15 protein-coding genes are annotated in these 20,650 nt (G+C 59.8%); 2 read left to right on the top strand and 13 right to left on the bottom strand.

Annotated elements, in window-relative coordinates; translation table 11 throughout:
- The first annotated feature begins 45 nt into the window (after positions 1–45).
- Together ACS5RD_RS01295 and ACS5RD_RS01290 are read left to right on the top strand one after the other, a co-directional pair.
- Positions 46–444 (top strand): DUF1036 domain-containing protein, encoded by a 399-nt coding sequence (locus ACS5RD_RS01295; RefSeq protein WP_054008459.1) that lies wholly within the window; start codon positions 46–48, stop codon positions 442–444.
- Positions 445–613: 169 nt separating this feature from the next.
- Positions 614–2,872 (top strand): peptidoglycan DD-metalloendopeptidase family protein, encoded by a 2,259-nt coding sequence (locus tag ACS5RD_RS01290; RefSeq protein WP_489929656.1) that lies wholly within the window; start codon positions 614–616, stop codon positions 2,870–2,872.
- A gap of 42 nt (positions 2,873–2,914) precedes the next feature.
- On the opposite strand, the gene tssH is transcribed toward ACS5RD_RS01290, so the two are convergent.
- From tssH to ACS5RD_RS01225, 13 genes are all read right to left on the bottom strand, one after another.
- Positions 2,915–5,548, bottom strand: a complete 2,634-nt coding sequence (tssH, locus tag ACS5RD_RS01285; protein WP_489929655.1) for a type VI secretion system ATPase TssH — start codon at positions 5,546–5,548, stop codon at positions 2,915–2,917.
- Positions 5,549–5,578: 30 nt separating this feature from the next.
- Positions 5,579–6,574 (bottom strand): type VI secretion system baseplate subunit TssG, encoded by a 996-nt coding sequence (gene tssG, locus ACS5RD_RS01280; RefSeq protein WP_489929654.1) that lies wholly within the window; start codon positions 6,572–6,574, stop codon positions 5,579–5,581.
- Positions 6,571–8,508 carry a type VI secretion system baseplate subunit TssF gene (gene tssF, locus ACS5RD_RS01275; protein ID WP_489929653.1) on the bottom strand — a complete coding sequence of 646 codons (1,938 nt, stop codon included), beginning with the start codon at positions 8,506–8,508 and terminating at the stop codon, positions 6,571–6,573. The genes tssG and tssF overlap by 4 nt, the downstream gene beginning before the upstream one ends.
- Positions 8,505–9,059: a type VI secretion system baseplate subunit TssE gene (tssE, locus tag ACS5RD_RS01270; RefSeq protein ID WP_489929652.1), complete on the bottom strand. Its 555-nt coding sequence runs from the start codon at positions 9,057–9,059 to the stop codon at positions 8,505–8,507. The genes tssF and tssE overlap by 4 nt, the downstream gene beginning before the upstream one ends.
- A gap of 99 nt (positions 9,060–9,158) precedes the next feature.
- Positions 9,159–9,659, bottom strand: a complete 501-nt coding sequence (locus tag ACS5RD_RS01265) for an Hcp family type VI secretion system effector (protein ID WP_489929651.1) — start codon at positions 9,657–9,659, stop codon at positions 9,159–9,161.
- 72 nt (positions 9,660–9,731) lie between these two features.
- A complete protein-coding gene (gene tssC, locus ACS5RD_RS01260) occupies positions 9,732–11,219 on the bottom strand; it encodes a type VI secretion system contractile sheath large subunit (RefSeq protein WP_489929650.1) in 1,488 nt (495 codons plus the stop codon).
- A gap of 59 nt (positions 11,220–11,278) precedes the next feature.
- Positions 11,279–11,803 (bottom strand): type VI secretion system contractile sheath small subunit, encoded by a 525-nt coding sequence (gene tssB, locus ACS5RD_RS01255; RefSeq protein ID WP_054008451.1) that lies wholly within the window; start codon positions 11,801–11,803, stop codon positions 11,279–11,281.
- Between the two features lie 130 nt (positions 11,804–11,933).
- A complete protein-coding gene (locus tag ACS5RD_RS01250; RefSeq protein WP_489929649.1) occupies positions 11,934–13,232 on the bottom strand; it encodes a type VI secretion system protein TssA in 1,299 nt (432 codons plus the stop codon).
- A 157-nt stretch (positions 13,233–13,389) separates the two neighbouring features.
- Positions 13,390–14,646: a type VI secretion system-associated FHA domain protein TagH gene (gene tagH / locus ACS5RD_RS01245; protein ID WP_489929648.1), complete on the bottom strand. Its 1,257-nt coding sequence runs from the start codon at positions 14,644–14,646 to the stop codon at positions 13,390–13,392.
- Positions 14,647–14,688: 42 nt separating this feature from the next.
- Positions 14,689–15,285: a DUF6931 family protein gene (locus tag ACS5RD_RS01240; RefSeq protein ID WP_489929647.1), complete on the bottom strand. Its 597-nt coding sequence runs from the start codon at positions 15,283–15,285 to the stop codon at positions 14,689–14,691.
- Positions 15,285–17,138 carry a type VI secretion system Vgr family protein gene (locus ACS5RD_RS01235; protein ID WP_489929646.1) on the bottom strand — a complete coding sequence of 618 codons (1,854 nt, stop codon included), beginning with the start codon at positions 17,136–17,138 and terminating at the stop codon, positions 15,285–15,287. Before ACS5RD_RS01235 ends, ACS5RD_RS01240 begins: the two co-directional genes overlap by 1 nt.
- Positions 17,139–17,259: 121 nt before the next feature.
- Positions 17,260–19,818, bottom strand: coding sequence for a serine/threonine-protein kinase (locus ACS5RD_RS01230; protein WP_489929645.1), 2,559 nt, complete (start codon positions 19,816–19,818; stop codon positions 17,260–17,262).
- A complete protein-coding gene (locus ACS5RD_RS01225) occupies positions 19,815–20,558 on the bottom strand; it encodes a PP2C family protein-serine/threonine phosphatase (protein ID WP_489929644.1) in 744 nt (247 codons plus the stop codon). The genes ACS5RD_RS01230 and ACS5RD_RS01225 overlap by 4 nt, the downstream gene beginning before the upstream one ends.
- Between the last annotated feature and the right edge of the window lie 92 nt (positions 20,559–20,650).

The raw sequence follows: 20,650 nt of genomic DNA, 5'->3' as shown, positions 1-20,650 counted from the left end.
CGCTTGCCACTTTGCGGCGCGGGGTAGGGCAGCTATGCTGACGGCATGATCCGCGCCTTGCCCCTTTTGATCGGTCTTTGCCTCGCCAGCCCAGCGGCGGCGGAGTTTGCGGTCTGCAACCAAAGTTTCGACGTGGTGAACGTTGCCATTGGACAGGATGTCGAAGGCGAGTTTCAGACCGAGGGTTGGTGGACCATCGGCCCAAACCAATGCGCCAATGTGATCAAAGAAGAACTGACGAGCCGCTACATCTACCTCTATGCGCAAGACGTGTTTGGCCAACCAATCCTGAACGGCACGACGCAGATGTGCGTCTCGCCGCGCAAGTTTTCGATCCGGGGGATTTCGGAATGCTGGTCGCGCGGCGATATTTCGGCGGGGTTTATTGAGGTCGATACGCTGAAAACCCAGAGGTGGACGTTGTTTTTGGCGGCCACGCAGTAGGGGCTTTCCGCCCCTCGGCCTGCGGCCTCACCCCGAGGATATTTGAGCACAGAGGATGACCATTTTAGACAAGTTTAGCAATTTGTGAGCCGCTGGCCAGTTGATCCCCGCTGCGCTAGGTTGGCCTTGGTTCATAGATTGTATTTCAGCTTATTCCGGCAAGGTTGGCATGGAAATCGACCCCCGATTCAAAGCGGCGCGCGACCGATCTGCGCAGCGGCGTAGCAACGCGGTCGCGGTGCGCGTTGTACTGTGGGTCGCGGCGCTGCTGGCTTTGTGCGGCGTGGCCGTGGCTTTGTATTTCGGTGGCGTGGTGACGGTTGGCACCCCGGATGATCCGCTCGATGTGGCCGATGATACGCCGCCCGCCGCCTATGTCTCGGCCTTCGTCGATCTTGCAGGCGATCCGATGGTGCTGCGGTTTGATACTGGGGCCGCGCAGAAAACCCGTAAGTTGCTGCGACCGATAGATATTCCGGCAGACCGCGCCGGGGATGAGCTGTCTTTGCTGAGTGATGATCTGATCACCGGCGAAGAAAAATTGATCACCACTTTGCCGTCGAGCCGTGAGGATTTCGCCTATTTCCAAGCCCAACGTAGCGCTCCCACCGCCTTACCGAAAGCCCAGGTGCCATCCGAACAGCCCGCCGAAACCATTGTCGTCGCCGATGGTGATGCCAGTTGGGGCGAGAATATGGACGGCACCACCACGCCGGAAACCTATGTGAAAACCCGGATTGAAAACACCACCAGCGTCAATTTCATCCTGCCAGAAGCGCAACGCAAGCCGCCCTATCAAGACACCTTCCTGCGGCTGAAAGACACCACCGATCTGATAGGCCTGATGACCGAGAACGGCATGGATGCCACGGCGGCCAAACGCTTTGCGGAGGCAGCAGCACTTCTGCTGCCCGAATTTGCCAGCTTGGGGCCGGGGAAAATTCTCGCGATGCGGGCGGCGAACCGTTCTGGCATGATGGTGCCGGTGCAGGCCTCGCTTTACACCAAGACCGATTATTTCGGCTCGGTGGCACTGAATGATGCGGGCAATGTGGTGACTTCGGCGGATCCTTGGGTTGAGGAGGATCTGTTCAGCTTCGCGGGCGATCAGGTCGCCGCAGACGTGGACACCAGCCGCAAATACCGCATGCTGGATGCGTTCTATTCGGCGGCTATCCGCAATGGCGTGCCTTCGGCGGTAGTGGCCGAAACCATCGTGATGATGAGCCAAGCCTTTGATATGGATAGCTTCGCCGCCCCCGGCGATAAGATGACTTTGCTTTACTCCCGTGACCCGGGTACGGGGGGTTCCGGCCCCGGTCAGGTGCTGTATGCCGCGATCAAGGGTGAGGGCAAGGTGCTGGAATGCCATGTCCACAAGCCCGCAGGCAGAGAAGATTACACTTGCTTCGGCCCCGGCACCAGCGGCGGCGGCGGGGCTGCGGGCGGTGGCGTTTCCCTGCGCGCGGGCTTCGTCACCCCGGCCAAAGGTGTTTTGACCTCACGCTTCGGCCCCCGGATGCACCCGATCCTCAAGGTGCTAAAGCTGCACAAGGGCACGGATTGGGCAGCCCCGGTGGGCACCCCGGTGGTCGCGGCTTTCGGCGGCACCATTTTGGCGGCGGGCGACGGCGGCACTTATGGCAACCTGATCAAGATCAGCCATCCCGGCAATCTGGAAACCCGCTACGCGCATCTGAGCGCCTTCGCCGATGGCATCAAGGCGGGCATGGCCGTCACCGCAGGCCAGCTGATCGGCTATATCGGCACCACCGGGCAATCCACCGGGCCGCATCTGCATTTCGAGTTGTATGAGAACGGCGTGGCCGTGGACCCGCTGGTGGGTGGGGTGACTGTGGTGGCGGATGGTGGCGGCTCGGCGGTGGAAATTCTTGTCGATCAGATCATCCGCGTCGAATCAGGCGGCAAGGCCGATGCCGCCAATCCGCTGTCCAGCGCCGTGGGTCTAGGCCAGTTTATTGAGAGCACATGGCTGAGGATGATGCAGCAATACCGCCCCGATCTGGCTTCGACGATGGACCGCGCCAGCCTTCTGGCCCTGCGCACCGATCCCACCATCAGCCGCGATATGGTCACCGCCTTGGCGCGCGAAGGCGAAAGCTATCTGCGCGCGCGCGGCCATGAAATCACCGCCGGGCGGCTTTATCTCTGCCATTTCTTGGGGGCCGAGGGCGCGAACATGGTGCTGAGCGCGCAGGATGATCAACTGGTCGCCGATGTGATGGGCGGCGGTGTGGTTAAGGCCAACCCGTTCCTTGCAGGTCGCACGATTGCCTATGTCAAGGAATGGGCTGAATTGAAGATGAGCCGCAAGGGTGGCGGTTCATTGCCTACTGTTGCTGCGACCCCGCCCGAAGTGCTGGCCTATCAGAAGATCATCGCAGGGATATTGGGCACGCCGATATAAAAGGGGTGCGTGCAAGCACGCACCCAACATTGCCACCACATGTCAGCCGAAATCGTAACCGATCTTGCCGTCTTTCATCACGATCTCCACCGTTTTCATCTCGGTCTGCGACACCATGCGCGACAGCACCTCGCGGCTGAGGTCAGGCAGAATGGTGTTGGTGATGATGTTATCGACCATGCGGCCACCCGAATCCGGATCTTTGCATTGATCGACAATATAATCCATCACCTCGGGCGACACGGTCATAGTCGCGCCGTGGTTTTCCTTCATCCGGCGCACGATGGCCTTCAGTTTCAGCTTCACGATGCCCGCCAGAACATCGGCCGAGAGCGGGAAATACGGAATCGTCACAATGCGGCCCAGCAGGGCAGGCGGGAACACGCGGGTCAGGTGGGGCTTCATCGCCTCGGTCAGATCCTCGACCGCGGGTTTGGTTTCGCCCTTCTCCGCCATATCCATGATCACTTCGGTGCCGACATTTGAGGTCAGCAGAATCAGGGTATTCTTGAAGTTGATCGACCGCCCCGAGCCGTCCTCCATGATGCCCTTGTCGAACACCTGAAAGAACAGTTCATGCACGTCGGAATGCGCCTTTTCGATCTCGTCCAGCAGCACCACCGAATGTGGTTTGCGCCGCACCGCCTCGGTCAGCCGCCCGCCTTCGCCATAGCCAACATAGCCGGGAGGCGCGCCTTTCAGCAGCGACACCGTATGGGCCTCTTGGAACTCGCTCATATTGATGGTGATGATATTTTGCTCACCGCCATAGACCGCCTCGGCCAAAGCCAGTGCCGTCTCGGTCTTGCCAACGCCCGAAGGCCCGCAAAGCATAAACACCCCAATCGGCTTGTTCGGATTCGCCAGTTTGGCACTGGACGTCTCGATCCGCTTGGCGATCATTTCCAAGCCGTGATCCTGCCCGATCACCCGTTCTTTCAGCCGATCCCCCAGCGTCAGGATCATCTGTAATTCGTCCGATACCATCCGCCCCGCTGGAATCCCGGTCCAGTCGGAAATGATCGAGGCAACCGATTGCTCATCAACATGGGAATAAACCATCCGATCATCCGGCTTGGTTTCCTCCAGCCCGGTCATCTTGCCCGCAAGCTGATCGCGCAGGTTGACAGTATCGGCCCCGTCTTCGGTCAGCGAGGCGCGCAGGGCCAAAATCTCATCGACCATCGCTTTTTCGCCACTATACATCGCCTCGGTCACCGCCAGTTTCGCCTCGGCCACCGCCTGTTCGGCCTGCGCTTCCTTAATGCGGTCTTCGTTCACTTCCCCCAGATCGCGCTGCGATTCCTTGGCGGCGATCTCTGACGCCAAAGCCTGAATTTTCACCCGCAAATCCTGCACCTTGGCAGGCGTGGTCGATTGGCTGATCGCCACCCGTGCGCAAGCGGTATCCAGCAGCGACACCGCCTTGTCGGGAAGCTGCCGCGACGGGATATAGCGCGCCGAAAGGTTCACTGCAGCCACCACGGCCTCATCCGAGATTCGCACACCGTGGTGCTTTTCCATCGGGGCCAGAATCCCGCGCAACATGTAGCACGCGCGGTCAATCGAAGGCTCATCAATGGTGATCGGCTGGAAGCGCCGGGTCATTGCCGGGTCTTTCTCGAAGTATTTCGCATACTCCATCCAAGTCGTCGCCCCCACGGTGCGCAAGGTACCGCGCGCCAAAGCGGGCTTCAGCAGGTTGGCTGCGTCGCCGGTGCCAGCCGCCCCACCCGCGCCCATAAGCGTATGAATTTCATCAATAAACAGGATGATCGGCACCGGGCTGCCCTGCACCTCGTCAATCACCGAACGCAGGCGTTGCTCAAATTCGCCCTTCATGCTGGCCCCGGCCTGCATCAGCCCTAAATCCAGCATAAACAGCTTGTTGCCCTGCAATTTCGGCGGCACATCACCTGCCGCCAAGCGTTGCGCAAAGCCTTCGACCACGGCGGTTTTACCCACCCCAGCCTCGCCCGTCAGGATCGGGTTATTCTGCCGCCGCCTTAACAGAATGTCGATGATTTGACGGATTTCCTCATCCCGCCCCACAATCGGGTCCATCTTGCCCGATGCCGCAACCGCCGTCATATCCACCGCGAACCGATCCAATGCCGTGGTCCCGGTGGGCCCACCCGCCGCCGCAGCCCCTGCCGCCGCCCGACCCACCCCGGTGCCGTCCATCGGGCGCATGTCTTCCTCATCCGAGTCTTTCCACGCCGCCCGCGCCTCATTCACCAAAGTATCGACGTTGATTTCGCCGAACACCTTCGACATCTGCACCAGCTTGGTCCGCGCCTCTTTATCCTTCAGCGCCGCGACCAGAATATGTCCAGTCCTGATCTGCGCCTCACCGAACAGCAGGGTGGCATAGCGCCAGCCGTGGTCCATCACCGTGGTCATCGATTCCGAAACCGACGGCATTTCAGTGGCGTTTTTCCGAAAGCTGTCGATCACCAAAGCCAGATCCTTCTCCAGCTTGGCGCGGTCGAGTTTGAAATGGTTCAGCGTCGCGGAAATATCCGATTTTGGGTTCTGCACGATATGGAACAGCCAATGCGACAGTTCCACATTGCGGTTGCCCTCATTTTTCGCGTGGCGCAAAGACTGCAGAAACGCGTCATAGCCGACTCGGTTCAGCTTTCCGGCGACGGTTTCAAGGCTAATATCGGCCATAGTGTTTCCCTTCAAATCAGTTTTCAAATGTCAGGCGGTGCGGCGGTCCGAGGCGAAAACGGCGTCGGATCGGTAGGTTCCGGGCGGGGCTTGTGGTGGTGCGATCCACCCCGTCCACCCCAAAGCGCCGCTTTTGCCCAAGGCAACGCCCTTGATCTGATCGGCGGGCAAAGACGGCGCGATTTCCACTTCCGTCTCATGCCCGAGATATGTGAACAGCAGTTCGGTCAGGCGCTGAAAGTTGGAACCACCCGGCAGAAAGCTTTGATACTGCGGCAGGCTTTCGGTTTTCACCGCCACGCGGATCTTCTCATTCACCGATTGCACGCGTGATCCTAGCCGACAATCACGCCCAAGGCCGGAATTGGCCGCGCCCAACCGGGTTAAATCCGAAGGCTCAAACCCCAGCCAGACCGGCACGTTTTCTTCAATCTCAACGGTCACGCCGCAGAGGCTTTCCAAAATCTGCCGCAGCCGCACCGGGCTTTTTACCCGTGCCATCGCGATGCCCACCAGCGGCAGCCGCACCATATCCGGCACGGTGCCCCGCGCTTGCAAGGACGGTGAAGCCAAGCCTACCGCAGCGCCAACGTAGCCCTGAAACCGATCATCGCTCGGGTGATCATATTGCGTGATGCCGCGTGCATCCGACCAAGCCCGGAAAAACAACTGCTGAAACCGATTGGTGAACAGATCAGCAAGGCGCACAAACGCCTCGTCCTTGAACATATACCACTGCTGCACTTCCGCCGTGGTGTTCATCGGCAAGGCACCTTGCGGGCCGAAATAGCCAAGGAAGTTTGAGCGCACCCGCAGCTTTCCTTCGGCGCTTTCCGTCACTTGGCTGACGTTGCGGTCGGGGAAGGCCTGAAACGGTTCCTGCCCCAGCCGCACGATTTCCTCGCGCAGATTGCTATTCCGCCCGATCCGAGGCCGCTCTGGCTGACCGCGTTCCACCTCCCGCATCAGCGCCAAAAAGCCAAAGGCGGCGGGGTCGGCTTTCAGATCATCCCGACGCGCGCTCATAGCAGCGGTCCTTGCCCGGTGCGCGGCGGGAAAGTCTTTATCACCCCGCGCTGATCCGAAGTCAGCACCAGTTGGGTAAAGCTGTTGATGCTGGCGTATTCGGCGAAAAACCGATCCAGCACCGCGCCCAGCAGAAACACGCCCGAGCCTTCAAACGCCCGTTCGTCAAACCGCAACGTCACTTGCGTGCCCCGTGCCGCGTGATAGCCGCCTGCGCGCTGAATGGTGCGGGTGACAGGGCGCGAGGTAACGGCTTTCAACCCTTGCAACTGCCGCTCGGTGATCTGCGCGGAGACATCCGCGAACAGGGTTAACAATTCGCGCAACGCCGCCGCCTCATCCCGGCTGCCGCGATTATCCAGCCCCAGGAAGTTCAGCGACAGGAAGGAAATCAGCCGCCAATGCACTGGCCCCGCCTTGGCGCGGTGCGGCGCACTTTCGTCCAGTTCCAGCACCGACTCACGCGGATTGGTCGGCCCTGCGATACAGCGCAGTGGCACGGCGGTGTCATCGTTCAGCCGGAAATCCGCCCCGCCTTGAGCAATCGGCAGATATTGCGGTAAGTGGCGGTTGGAGCAGAGCAGTTTGATCTGTAACCGCTTCACCCGCTCGGCACTGTCCAGATGCCCCGGTTCGTAGATCGAGATGAAACTTTCGGTGCCGGTATAGCCCTGCACCTGCCCGAAGCGTTTCTCCTTCGCCGTCAACCGCCGGGGGCGTTGCTTGGCGGTGTAATAAAGCGCCTCACGCGGGGCCATAACGTCGGCGGGCATCCCATACAAAGGATGCACCGGGATTTTGGTTTTCACGCCAGCGTAATAGGCGAAAACTTCGGTGATCCGATGCACTTCGTAATGCGAGGCGGGGCTGGAATCGGCGCTCACCAGATAGTCGTGCCGCAAGCTGTCCAGCTTCACCTGCGCGCAGTTTTCCTCAAACAGGTTGATCGCCGGGGCGGCAAACAGCCGGAAATTCTCAGCCGTGATCCGGGCGGGCAGGCTGGGGCGCACCGCGTTCATCTCGATCATCAAATCAAAACCGGACGCCGGAATCCGCGGCAAAACCTTGCGCAGGCTTTGCAGGCGGAAGCCTAAGAATTTCTGCGGAAACAGAAAAAACTCACGCAGCAGCGTGAAGCCACGGAACACGCGGGTGTCTTCGGGGAAGATCGCTTCGGTATCCTCAAAGCCGATCTGATCCAACCAGCCCGGCTCCAGCCGCATGAAAACCGGATCGCCACGCGTATCCAGATAGCGGATCGTGGCGCGGATGGTGTTGGTGAATAAATGTTCATAAATCGCAATCTGCTCGCCCAGATCGCCTGTCAGATATATCGGCAGCATGTCGGCCTGAATCGCGGCAACAGGTTTTCCGGGCTTGTCCTTCTGCACAGTTGAGGCTGGCCGCAGGAAAGACAGAATCAACCCACCTGCGGTATCCGCCCCAACATCCAGCCCCAAGGCCTGAAACCCGGTCGGGCCAGAGACAAACCGCGCCGTGGTCAGCCGCAGCGGCCACAAAGTCAGCGGGGCAGACAGTCGAAAACGGCAGGAAATCCGCTGATCCCGATCCACATAACGTGCATCGAGATAGGCCCCGGCCGGGAAATTCTTACCCATCTCCAGCTCATCCTCGGCATAATTCGGATCGGCTTGCGCGAGGATGGCCGAGGGAGTCGGCGCCATGAAGTTCGGCAAAAGCTGATCCAGCAATTCGCTGGTAAAGGTGTCAAACTCAGTGTCCAGCTTCAACTGCACGCGGGCGGCCATGAACGCCGCACCCTCCAGCAAGCCCGCCACAGCAGGGTCAAGATTGTCTTGCGTCAAGCCACCCAAGCGCTCGGCAATACCCGGAAAATCCTCGGCAAACTCCTTGGCGCCTTCATAAAGCAGAGCCAATTCGCGATTATATGCCTCAAGAAATGCCCGGTTCATCCGCGCACCACAAGGTTCGACAGCGCGACTTTGCCCGCCCCGGTGTCGATCTCGGCGACAAATTCCAACGGCACATCGACCGGGCGCGCGGCCATTTCGGCGGTGATGTCAAAGGCGATGCGTTGCGCCGCGTCCGCCTCAGGTCCACGCATTTTCACCACCAAGGTTTCGGCGATCAAACGTGGTTCATGCGCCAACAATGCGTCCCGCAGATCGCGGGCGACTTGGCTGTGGCGGTGATCATCCACCGTCAGCCGCGACATGTCGGGGATGCCGTAGTTCAAAATCGACTTCTTCACATAATCCAAACCGTTTAATGGGATAGAGGCTTCAAGATGAACGGTGGCCATCAGGTTGCCCAGATCAATCGCCAGATGATCGCGCAAGGTCGCCTGTCCCGCTCCTTCGCGGCGCTCAATGCTTCGGGCCGATAGCACCCGGCCATCGCCATCGGTCAGCGTGTCATCGCGCGCCGAAGCATCCCGCTCGCGTGAGGCTTGGCGGAACACGTTCATCAAAGAGACTTGGAAAATGCCGTCACGCTCTGCCATAGGCCGACTTTCTTAAGATCAGGTCGCCTGAGAGCGGTGATAGGTCAAGCGGTGATCGAAGGGGAAGGCCGGGCAAGCGCACTTGCCCGGCCTTTGCACTTAGGAGGCTTTGTTGGTGGCGAGGTCGTATTTCTTCTCCACCTTGGCACCTTGGCCACCAGCGGCGGTTTGCTGCCAGTAGGTCAGGGTCAGTTCGCGGAAGTTGAACGAGAATTGCTCGTTGATCAACGCGCCCTGACCGCCGCCCGAACCGGTCTGATACGACGACACCAGTACGTCCTTCATGACAAACTGGAAATACACCATCGCCTTGTCGCCGGTGGCTTTGCGCACGTACAGAGTCGCATCCGGGATGTGCTTGCCAGTAGCGCAAGCGATCATCAGTTCGGGCGAGGCTTTGCAGATCAGCTTGGTGAAATGCATATCCTGCACCATCGAACGGCCCGCGCCGCCGCCCGCGCCCGACCCGGCGCTGAACGTGCCTTGTTGGGTCACGCCCCAACCATAGCTGTCGATGTTCAAATGCTCTTTGAATTGGTCATCGGTGGATTCACCGTTGATATTCCCGCCAACCTTCAGAAAAATGTCTGTTCCGGCCATCTGTACTCTCCTTTGAATGTAACTTTAGCTGTCCGGGGCGACCGTATGAGTGTCTGCGCCCCAGACCGCGACTTATTTGCCGGAAGGCAGCTTGGAGACCAGGCTCATCCCGATATCCATGCCTTCCAACTGGTAGTGCGGACGAAGGAAAAATCTGCCGACATAGTAGCCGGGGTTTTCTTCATCCGCGATCACTTCGACCTTGGCCGCAGCCAAAGGCATCAGAGCCTTTTCCCGCTCGGATGCGGTGCCAGGGTTGCCGTGAACATACTGGTTGATCCAGTTTTGCAGCTCTTTTTCAAGCTGCGCCTGTTCGCGGTTTGAACCGACCATGTCGCGCACCATGCACTTCAGATAATGGCTGAAGCGCGAAATCGCAAAAATGTAAGGGATGCGCGCAGACAGATTGTCCGAGGCCGTGGCCTCCTCATTCTGGTATTTCTTCGGTCGGTACAACGATTGCGCGCCCAAGAATGCGGCGCGGTCGGTGTTCTTGCGGTGGATCAGTGGCATGATCCCCGATTTGGAAAGCTCGCCTTCCCGGCGGTCGCTAATGGCAAATTCGGTCGGGCATTTCATATCGGTGGAGCCATCGCCGGTATCGAAATTATGTACCGGCAGGGCGGTGATTTCCCCGCCCGACGTGACACCGCGAATTTGCACCGTCCAGCCATATTCCTTATGGGCGCGGTTGATGTTCACCGCCATCGCATGGGCAGCGTTCATCCAAGCATATTGCTTGCCCTCATGGCCGTCGGTGGTTTCTTCAAAGTTGAACTCCTCCACCGGCTCGCCGTTTTGACCGTAAGGTGCGCGCGCCAGCACCCGTGGCATCGCCAGCGCGATATAGCGCGAGTTTTCCGAGTCGCGCAGCGAGTTCCAGCCCGCATAATCCGGTGTGTCGAACACGGTGGACAGATCGCGCGGATTGCCCAACTCGTTCCAGCTGTCCATTCCCATCAGGGTCGGCGCGGGCGAGGTGATGAAGGGCGCGTGGGCGGCGGCAGCAATCTTGCCCAGATCACGCAGCAGACGTACGTCAGACGACGAATGGTCGAAGGCAAAGTCCCCGACCAGCGCGCCGAACGGCTGACCACCGAGCTGACCAAATTCAGCCTCGTAGATTTTTTTGAACAGCGGGCTTTGGTCCCACTTCGCGCCCGGATAGCCGCGCAGTTCTTTGTCCAGCTCGGTTTTCGAGATGTTCATCACTTGCAGCTTCAGCGTCGCATCCGACTCGGTGTTGTTCACCGTATAGGCCAGCCCGCGCCATGCGCTTTCCAGCTTTTGATATTCGGCGTTGTGGATGATCTCGTTGACCTGCTGCGACAGCTTTTCGTCGATCTTGGCCAGCATTTTGTCGATGGTGTCCAGAATATCGTCGGTGATCACGGTCTCATCGGCCAAAGCCTCACGCACCAGCGTTCCCACGGCGTTTTCAACCTCGCGCGCGGCGACATCGCTGCGCGGTTTGAAGTTTTGCTTCAGGATCGCAGAGAATTCATCCAGCTCGTGAAGGGCGCCACCGGCTCCGCCGTCTTGTTGCAGTTCAGTTGCCATGTCGATGTCCTAAAAAATGTCTTGTGTAATCAGCAGCCTGCAACGGCGGCCATTCAGGATTATTCTTCGCCTTCGGGCTTTGCGGCAGCACGGCGTTCATCCAAAGCCGCCATCAGCGCCGGGTCAGCCAGCAACTGCTTCAACTGCTCTTGCGCGCCGGACTTGCCGTTCATATAGCGGGCAAGGTTCGCCAGCTGCTGACGGGCTTCCAGCAGTTTGTTCAACGCAGGCACTTGCCGCGCAATCTCGCCGGGGCTGAGATCAGCCATTTTCTTGAAGTTCAGGTTGACCGAAAGCTTGCCGCCCTGTTCCGCGTCAAGCTTGTTGTCGACGTTGATCGCCAAACCGGGCGAGACGCTTTCCATATAGTCATCCAGCGTATCCGAGGTCACGGCGGTAAACTCACGATCAGCGACCGGGGGCTTTTCGACCTTGCTGGCATTGCCTGACAAGTCGGACATGATGCCCATCACGAAGGGCAGTTCGACCTGTTTGTTTGCTTCAATCGGGTCAGCGTAGGAAATCTGCACACGCGGCGGTCGATTGCGTTTGATAAAGCCGGTGGCTGAATCGGAAGAGGCCATAACAATTCTCCTGTCTAATACGAAAAGGAAAGCCGCACCGGCGCTACAAGTCAACAGATTTCAACTCTGCGCCAGAAACGGGCATTTGGTCAAAGGAAACGGTGGTCAGTCAGGCAAAATTTAGCCGAAATCAGGAAGGCGGAATCAATTCGCGCACCAGCGCGTGGAAGTCTTTAGACAGCATATTTCGGGCTTTGAATAGTAGGATTGGAATCGGGCTGGCCGGTTCGCGCATCCGGTAGAAATCTTCGATCTGCTTCAGGATTTGCCCCGCATGATCGCGGCTGACCACTTCGGGCGCGGGCGGATCATTTTCATCGGGCGTCGAGAAATCATCTGATGTGATATTCGCCTGCCCCGACAAATCGCGCATCCGCGCCATGGAAATCGCAAAGCCAGTCTCGGTGCCAAAGCTGATCGAGGCGTAACCTGCTGAATTTTCAAGCAAAGCGTCCAGTGCCTCCACCAGAGGCCGCCCGATCAACAACCGCGATTGAGTCACCAGAACCAATGCCAAAGACGCGGGTTCGGTGGTGGCAAAATACCGCTCGACCGCTTGCAACAGCTGATAGGCCACGCGATGGTTTGGCACCTCAGCCGTGCCTGTTTGCACCGTGATCGTGGTGGTGCCACCCGCTGCAACCGCCGCGCCTGCTTCGCCTTCGGCCCCCTCAATCACCGGGACCGCTTCAGCCCCCAGATCGCCGCGGGCGGAAACCACCATCGCCAGAATATCGGCCAGCTTATCGTCCAATCGATCCAGCTTGGGCGAGAACGGCGGCGTGCTAGATTGGCACAGCTGAATCATGGTCTTGATCGCCGCCCGCAGCCCCTTCAGCTGCTCATACAGAGCATCGACAGCCTTGGCGTTTTCTGAAGAACTCAGCGCCCCGGTGATGCTGCCAACGTCGCCCGGCTGCTCACCCTCACGCGTCGGAATTTTGCCCGAAGCAGTGCCGTAGCCGCGATAGAAAATGTCGCCAACCCGCTTGTCGGTCAGCAAAATCGCATAGTCCAGCGGCGCGGCGATCGTGGCGAGGGCGTTCAGTTCCTCAATCGCGTTCTGCCGATCAACCCGATCCACCGGATGCACATCGCCCGGATAAGCTTCAATCAGCCCGGCGAACCCCATCACCGCATCGGCAAAGCCCTTGAAACGCCCGGCAAGAATCTGAAACTTGGCCTCCAGCCCCAACAGGCGCAAATCTCGGCTGCGCTTTAGCAAGCCGTCAAGCTGCGTCGACTCGGCCTTTTGATCAACGGACTTGGGATCAAACAGCGTGCCGCGCACCATGTTGAAATAACTGGTGGGCAGACGGTCTTCGACGTTGAAGTAATAGTCGCAGTAATCCGGGTCATCCAGCGCAAGCAAGTCTTCACCGCATGGCGCGTCCGGCGAGATCGGCTTGATCAGATCATCCAGCCGCATGGGGCAAGGTTACTTGCGGTTCGCAGCAACACGCGCAGGCTGCGGTTTCGGCAAAGCGGCCAGCAGGCCGGTGCCAAGGAGAAGGGTGATCAATGCGGCAGTCATTGTCGGTCCTTTGCAAAACTTATGTGAAGGCTAGCGCCGCAGCGCGGCATGGTCAACCGGCGTTTTTCGGAGTGGCGGACTTCACCGCTTCGTCATAGGCGTCGGAAAAATAGGCCAAAAACACATCCAACATACCGTTTTCATAGGGATGGGTCTTGGCATCCCATCGTTCCACGAACAATTCCCAAGCCCGCGCCTTTTTGGAGGACATGATTCCACCGGTGGAGCGTTCTTCAATCGACTCAGGCGAAAGGTCTTCCAGCAACCGCGCCAGCGCAGGCTGCATCGCCGCATAAACCGCCGTTTGGTGGCGTTTCACGTCATCAAAGCCTTGGGAAAACGCCGCCACCGCCCCCAAATAACTCTCGGTTTTCTGCGCAAACATCGTGGTCAGCGCTTCGGTGGCGTTGGGCTTGAACTTCAACGGCGAATTGTTGATTCCGCCGATCATTGTCCGACTAGAGCTTTTCACAAACTGCTTCGCAGCCGCCCGCGCACCCAACAGCGCCATCATTTGCTCGGTGGCGATGCGCAAAGATTTGCCAATGTCTTCGCCCAGTTGCGCCACATCCACCTTCGACAAACTGCCCGCAGGCAAGCCAGCGCCTTTGCAGATCGCGTCTAACAGCGGCAAAGCCTCGGCCGGGGCCTCGATCTGTGCGGGAACGGGCCGCAGCGGAAACGGTTCAGAGGCAGGCGGGGCGGGCGGAAGCGCATTCACCACCGGAGGCGGCGTTGTCACCGCTTGCGGCAACGGGCTGATAAGTGGGGCAATCGGCACATTCTGCGGCGGCGTGGTCGGCACAAAGGCCGCAGACCGCGGGTTTTCCACGAAACTATCGCCAAACTGCCCGGCCAGTGCCTGCGATGGCCGCGTTGGCGGCGGCAGCGGCGTGGTTGAATACTGCGGCATCGGCGACGGGCTGGGCGCAAGGCTCCACGGATCGGACACTGGTGCGGTCAGCGGCGGCGCTGCAAAGGCCGAGACCGCCGGGTCCACCACCAACACCCGGATGATATACTGTCCGACCTGCAAGCGCTCATTATGGCTCAGCGCCAAGGGCGACGACACCCGCATCGACGCGCCATAGATAAACGTGCCGTTGGTGGAAATGTCGTTCAGCCAGAACTGACCATCGCGAAACGTCACCTCAAAATGCCGACTGGAAATATGGCGGTTCGGATCAGGTAGCGTCCAATCCATCGCGGAATCGCGACCCACTTCAAAGCCGCGCGCCACAGCCGAAAACTCCAGCGGCCCGCCATCCGGCAGGCTATCCAAATTCTCAATCCGCAGGGTCAGTTTCATTTCGGGAGTATTCCAACAGGGGCAAGACCTAAGATAGGCGGCTTAAACAGTTTTTGCCAGCACCTCGGCCATGCCAACGTAATGGTCCAGCATCCGCCGCCGCTTGTCTTGCGGCACCCGCGCCAGTGCCGTCAACACCCCCGCATTCAACGCCCGCCCAATCGCAAACATCGGAACCAGTGCGGGCGGCAGGCCTTCCGGTGCCATCGAGCCCGAAGCCCAGCCCACCGCCAGTGCCAGCCACGCCCCCGGCCCGCGAACCGCCACATGCAGCCCCGCATCCAGCGCCAGATAGCGGTTGGGCTCGGTCGGTTCCGCCACCCAAGCCTCGCAAAGCGCCAACATCTCACGGTCCTGATCGGTCAACAGCTCTGGTGCTGCCTTCAGACATTCATGCCCCCACCACACCGCAGGGCGTGGCTGCAAAGCAAAGGCCATCAGCGAGATCGCCTCCTCCGGCGTCTCCCCCAACCGCAGCCGACGGCAAAAGTCGAACACATGCTCGCCTTCCCCCGGCCTTGCCACAATATCATCCGCCATTTCCGGCATGGTGCCGAACAACTGACGCCCCAGTTGCACCCGCAGCCCCGGTGCAGGCGCAATGGTGACGGGCGGAGTGGTGTCAGATGCGCTGCCCATCAGTTAATCGTCACCAGAACGCCTTTGATCACCATCATCGCACCCCCGTCATGCGTGGCCATCGCCCCCGCTTTGGTTTTCAACTCGGCGGTGGCTTCAACCTCCACCGTCAAAGCTTTGATCTTGATCGAGGTTTGATCAATGGTGATGCTGGAACTCCCCACTTTCAACTCGATCTTCTCTTTTGATTCGATCGACAGGCTGCCCTTCACCTTATGGGTTTCAGCGCCGCTGACCGAGGTAGACATATCGCCGCCGACCGAGGATGAAGAACTGCCGCCCACGCTTTCGCTTTTGCTGGCGTCAATCTTCAGCACCTGTTTGCCGTGGGTGGTGGATTTGTCATCATGCATCACCACCCGTGTCATATCCCGCTGCGCCCGGATGTAGATTTCTTCCTTGCCCTCGGTGTCATAGAAGAAAAGCTGGTTGTTGCGCACAGTCTTAAAGCCGCTGGTCAGGTGGTTGTCCGGCATCTGCGGGCGATTTTTCTCGTTCCACACACAGCCAGTCACCAAGGGCCGATCCGGGTCGCCGTCTAGGAATTCAACGATCACTTCCATGTCGACATGCGGGATAAAGATCGTTCCCCATTCATCCTGTCCCCAAATCTGTGACACCCGACAATACATTGACACCTCGTCAGGTGCCCAAAAAAACTTGACCTTGATGCGGCCAAATTCGTCAATGTCGCCCTCGGCTCCGGTGACCACCACCGCCGTCTGTGGCCCCAGCACGCGCGGTGGCCGGGTTAAGCGTTGTGGCGCAATCGGATTGGCACTGCGCGTCAGAACGTAAGCCCCTTGATAGGCGGTGTCCGCAGCCACACCCCCGCCCGAACGGAACGTGCCGTTTGAGACAAAGTGCTGCGCCGCCAGCACGGCATATTCGTCCAACTGCCCAGCATCGGAATGCGCCGAAAGCTGAAACTTCATCCCTGCGCCAAGGCTGGCTGCATTGCCGTTCGCCCGCACCGTCGCATCGCCCATCCGGTAGGCATCCAGACGCCGCTGCGCAATCGGATTGCCTTCTCCGGGGGTCAAATAGACGCCGGGATAGCCAAAGCTTTCCATATTTACGCCGACAAAACCGCGCAAATTCTCGCGCGTCACCTCCATCTGCGCCGAGACGGTCTTGAAGTTGTAATCGGTCAGCCGCACCGATCCCGTGGTCAACTGCCGCTGCGGCGACCAGGCATCGAAATGCTCTGCGGTGGCATCGCCCCGGCTGCCCAAAGGGCTGAACGCGCGCGCAGAGGCCGGGGCATCGCTGAACGCATCCGCGCCGGTGGTCAGCACCAAGGTGTGCCGCGTCGGCTCCATCTGGAAATGGTAGTTGATCCCGAAGCGCTCCATCAGGCGGCACAGGAAATCCATGTCGGATTCGTTGTACTGCACGACATATTCCATTTCAGGAAAACTGCCGACAGTCAGGTCAATAAAGCCCGCCACATCAGAATTGCCGTATTCATCAACGATTTTTCGGATCACATCGACGACGTTCACCTCGTGGAAAATCCGGTAATTGGTCCGCCGTGACAATTGCCAGAACCACGGCCGCAGTTCGAACTCATAGATGTGGTGATCGCCCTCTGGCCCCAGATAGCGGATCGCATCCACCATCTGATGAAAATCCCGCACGTCGCCCAGCGGGGTGACAATCTGAACTGCAATCGCTTCGCCCAGCAAGGGCTCGATCTCTGAAATCGGTTTGGCGGACAGCGCCTTGACGCGAAACTGACTGATCGCGTTCACCGCTTCGCTGCCGGAAAATTCAATCAGCACCAAGTCGTTCGCCTTCAATGGCGTGAACATCCGACCGATGCGATTGTCTTGGGAAAAGGTCGTGGGCATCTGGATATCGCTTTCAAAAATAGGCGTAAAACGGGCAGGCTGGGGAAAATAACCCCGGATACCTGCAACGTTACATCAAGCCGCAGCAATCTGGCAAGAAAAGCTGGCAGCCGCCCCCCGTTCAGTTCTCCAGCCGGAAATAGGCGAAGCTGAGCGTCGGTTTCACCCCGGCTTTCTCCAACTGTTTTTCCAGGAACGGCATCAGCGATTGCGCCGTCACCCCCGCAGGCACCTTGTCCAGCGCAGGCAACGGCTTATCCGTCACCATCGCCACCAGGATCTGCGGTGCGGGCGGCGCATTTGCCTCCAGCGTCAGGTTAAACTCAAAACTGGCGGTGCCATCGCTGCCCATCGTGGTCCAAGGTTTCAGATTGGTCGCCCCGCCGCCCTCCGAGAAGATGAACAGCGCAAAATTTCGACCCTCCAGCCCTTCGACCTTGCCGCTGACATTGGCGCTGCTTTTCACCACCTCCCCCGTCGCTTGCATCACCACCGCCAGCGGATCGACATCCGGCGCGGAGTAGTGGGTGGCAAATTCAATCAGCGGGCATTGCGCGGTGTTGATCGGGTGGACCGCAAGGTCCGGCGTGGTCCGCGTCGCCGCCTGCCAGTCCTTCACAAACCCTGCCAAAGCCGCCGGGTCCGCCGTATAACCCTCCAGCCCAAAGCCCGAGGCCTTGGCATCCTTCAGCGTCACCAAAGCACATAGCGGCGGCTGCACACCCGCCAGATACGCCAACTGCATCGCCACCGGATCGGCCTTGGCCGCAGCTTCCTCTGCGGCTTTCTTCGCAGCCGCCTCATCCGCCAATTTCTGCGCCGCAGCCTCCGCTGCCTGCTTTGCCGCAGCCTCATCGGCGGCTTTCTTGGCTGCCGCTTCGTCTGCAGCCTGTTTAGCTGCAGCCTCCTCCGCCAGCCTTTGTGCCTCTGCCTCGGCAGCCAGCCTTTGCGCCTCTGCCGCTTGCTTAGCCGCAGCCTCATCCGCCGCTTTTTGCGCCGCAGCTTCCTCGGCAAGCTTCTGCGCCGCTGCCGCGTCTGCCGCCTGTTTCGCCGCAAGCGCCTCCGCAGCCTTCTTGGCCGCCGCATCCGCCTCAGCCTTCTGCGCCGCCGTTTGCTGAGCTGCGGCGTCCTCGGCGGCTTTTTGCGCCGCTGCCTCGTCAGCCGCTTTCTGCGCCGCCACCTCATCAGCGGCTTTTTGTGCGGCAAGCTCCTCGGCCGCCTTCTGCGCTGCAGCCTCCGCCTGCTTGGCCGCATCCTCTGCGGCTTTGGCATCTGCCGCAGCCTTAACAGCCGCCGCGTCCTCGACCGCCTTCGCCGCTGCGGCATCCGCTGTCGCTTTCGCCTCGGCTGTGGCCTGTTCAGCGGCGGCTTTATCTTCCGCTTCAGCCTTCACCCGCGCATCGGCTTCTGCCTGAGTCTCCCCCGCCACAGGCACCACTTTGCTGTCAAACACCCCGCCGAAATACGCCCCCGCAGCCCCGCCGCCCAAAGCCAACAGCGCCAACACCGCGATCAGGCCGCTTTTGCTGTTTTTCCCCACCAGCGGCTCGACCTGCGCGTGCCGTGCAACCGCCGCCACCCCCGGCGCCCCAAACGGACTGACATCTTCGCTTTCCGGGGCCTGCGTCACAGCCGCAATCATCGTCGCCCCAACCGGAGCCGAGGTTTTCACTACAGGCGCCACGGATACCGGTGCCACGGAAACCGCAGCCGCAACGGGCGCAAGCGACACCACCTTAGGCTCTTGGATCGGCAAAGCCCCGCCAATCACCGTGCGGTTCGGATCAGGTGCTTTCGGCGCAGGCGCAGCAATCTGCGGCACCAGAGACGGATTATCCACCGCCGCCATCACCTTCGCCATGCTCTCAGGCCGCAAAGCCGGATCAGGCTGCAACATCCACGACAGCAGCGGCACCAGCCCTTCATCCACCCCGGTTAAATCCGGCACGCCCGAGCGTTTGCCCACAGCATCGACAATCGACGCCCCCATCGGCAGTACTTCACCCTTGCTCGCCGCCGCCGTCACCAAAGCCAGCGAGTATATATCCGACCGCCCATCGACCGTGCCGCCAAACGCGCCTAACTGTTCCGGCGACACCCAGTTGAATTTACCCGCAAACTGCCCCTGCAACAAAGTCCCCGCCCCCAAAGCGGTGCTTTTCGCAATGCCAAAGTCGATCAGCTTGGCGTGTTCCACATGGCCATCTTCCAAAATCACATTGTCCGGCGACAGATCGCGATGCACCACCCCGGCCCGATGCGCCTTGTCCAACCCCGAGGCCACCCGCCGCAGCATCACCCGCACATCTTCAACGGGCATCGGCCCTTGCTCAATGCGGTCCGACATCGAAGTGCCAGAGACAAATTCCATCACCATGCAAGGCCGCCCGATGGTCGGATCGACGGTGAACACATGATAGCGCACAATCGCCTCATGGCTTAGCCGCGACAGCGTGGTGCTTTCCTTCTGGAACAAAGCCACGATCTTTGGATCATGCGCCAACGATGGCAGTACGATCTTGATCGCCACAGGCTCGTCATTGTGGATATTCCGGCCACGATACACCTCACCCATGCCGCCTGAATTGATCAGCCGCTCAATCTCATAGGTGCCCATGATCAAAGTGCCGGAAGACACCGTGGTTGCATGGTTCGGGCCTTTGTCCGAGGCGTCACTCATGACCACGCCCTCGCAGCAGCGACCCGCACCACCACCACCGTCACATTATCCTTTGCGCCGCGCTGCAAGGTCAGCTGCACCAAAGCATCGCAGGCGGCTTGGGGCGCAAACTGCGCCAAAGCCTCGGCCATCTCGCGATCTTCGATATGCTCCGTTAGCCCATCCGAGCACAACAAAAACACATCGCCATCCGCCAGCCCACCCGAACGCTCATCCGTCTGAGGTTTCTCATGCACCCCAATCGCCCGCGTGATCACATTGCGCCGTGGCCACGTCAGCGCCTGCTCCGCCGTGATCGCGCCAGTGCGCAACAGCTCATTCACCTCGGTATGATCCACCGTGACCTGCGTATACTGCCCCGCCCGCAGCAGATAAATCCGGCTGTCGCCCGACCACACACAAGCAAAATGCTGATCAAACGCCAGCAGCGCCACCAAAGTTGCCCCCACCGTGGCCCCATTCAACAGCGCCGATTGATCTTGGATCAACTGATGCGCGCGCAGCAACCGATCCATAAACCGCGCTTGCAGATCGGGCGCGGAAACCGGGCGGCCCAAAGACCCCACACTTTCGACAATCGTCCGGCTGGCAAAATCGCCCGCATGATGCCCGCCCATGCCATCGGCCACCACCCAAACCCCGGCTTCGGGCAGTGTCAGATAACTGTCTTCATTGTGATCGCGCACGCGGCCCGTATCGGTCGCGGCCCCGGTCTCGAATTGAAATGGAGCCTCGATCATCGACCCACCCATTTGAAACAACCTTGCCCAACGGGCTGAAAACATTTGGTCAGCTTAGGCGGAAACCTATGCAACTGCCTAGCCCCAACCTG

This window comes from Cypionkella sp. PAMC25878 (genome assembly GCF_058135695.1).
This window is presented reverse-complemented; position numbering and strand designations above follow the sequence as displayed.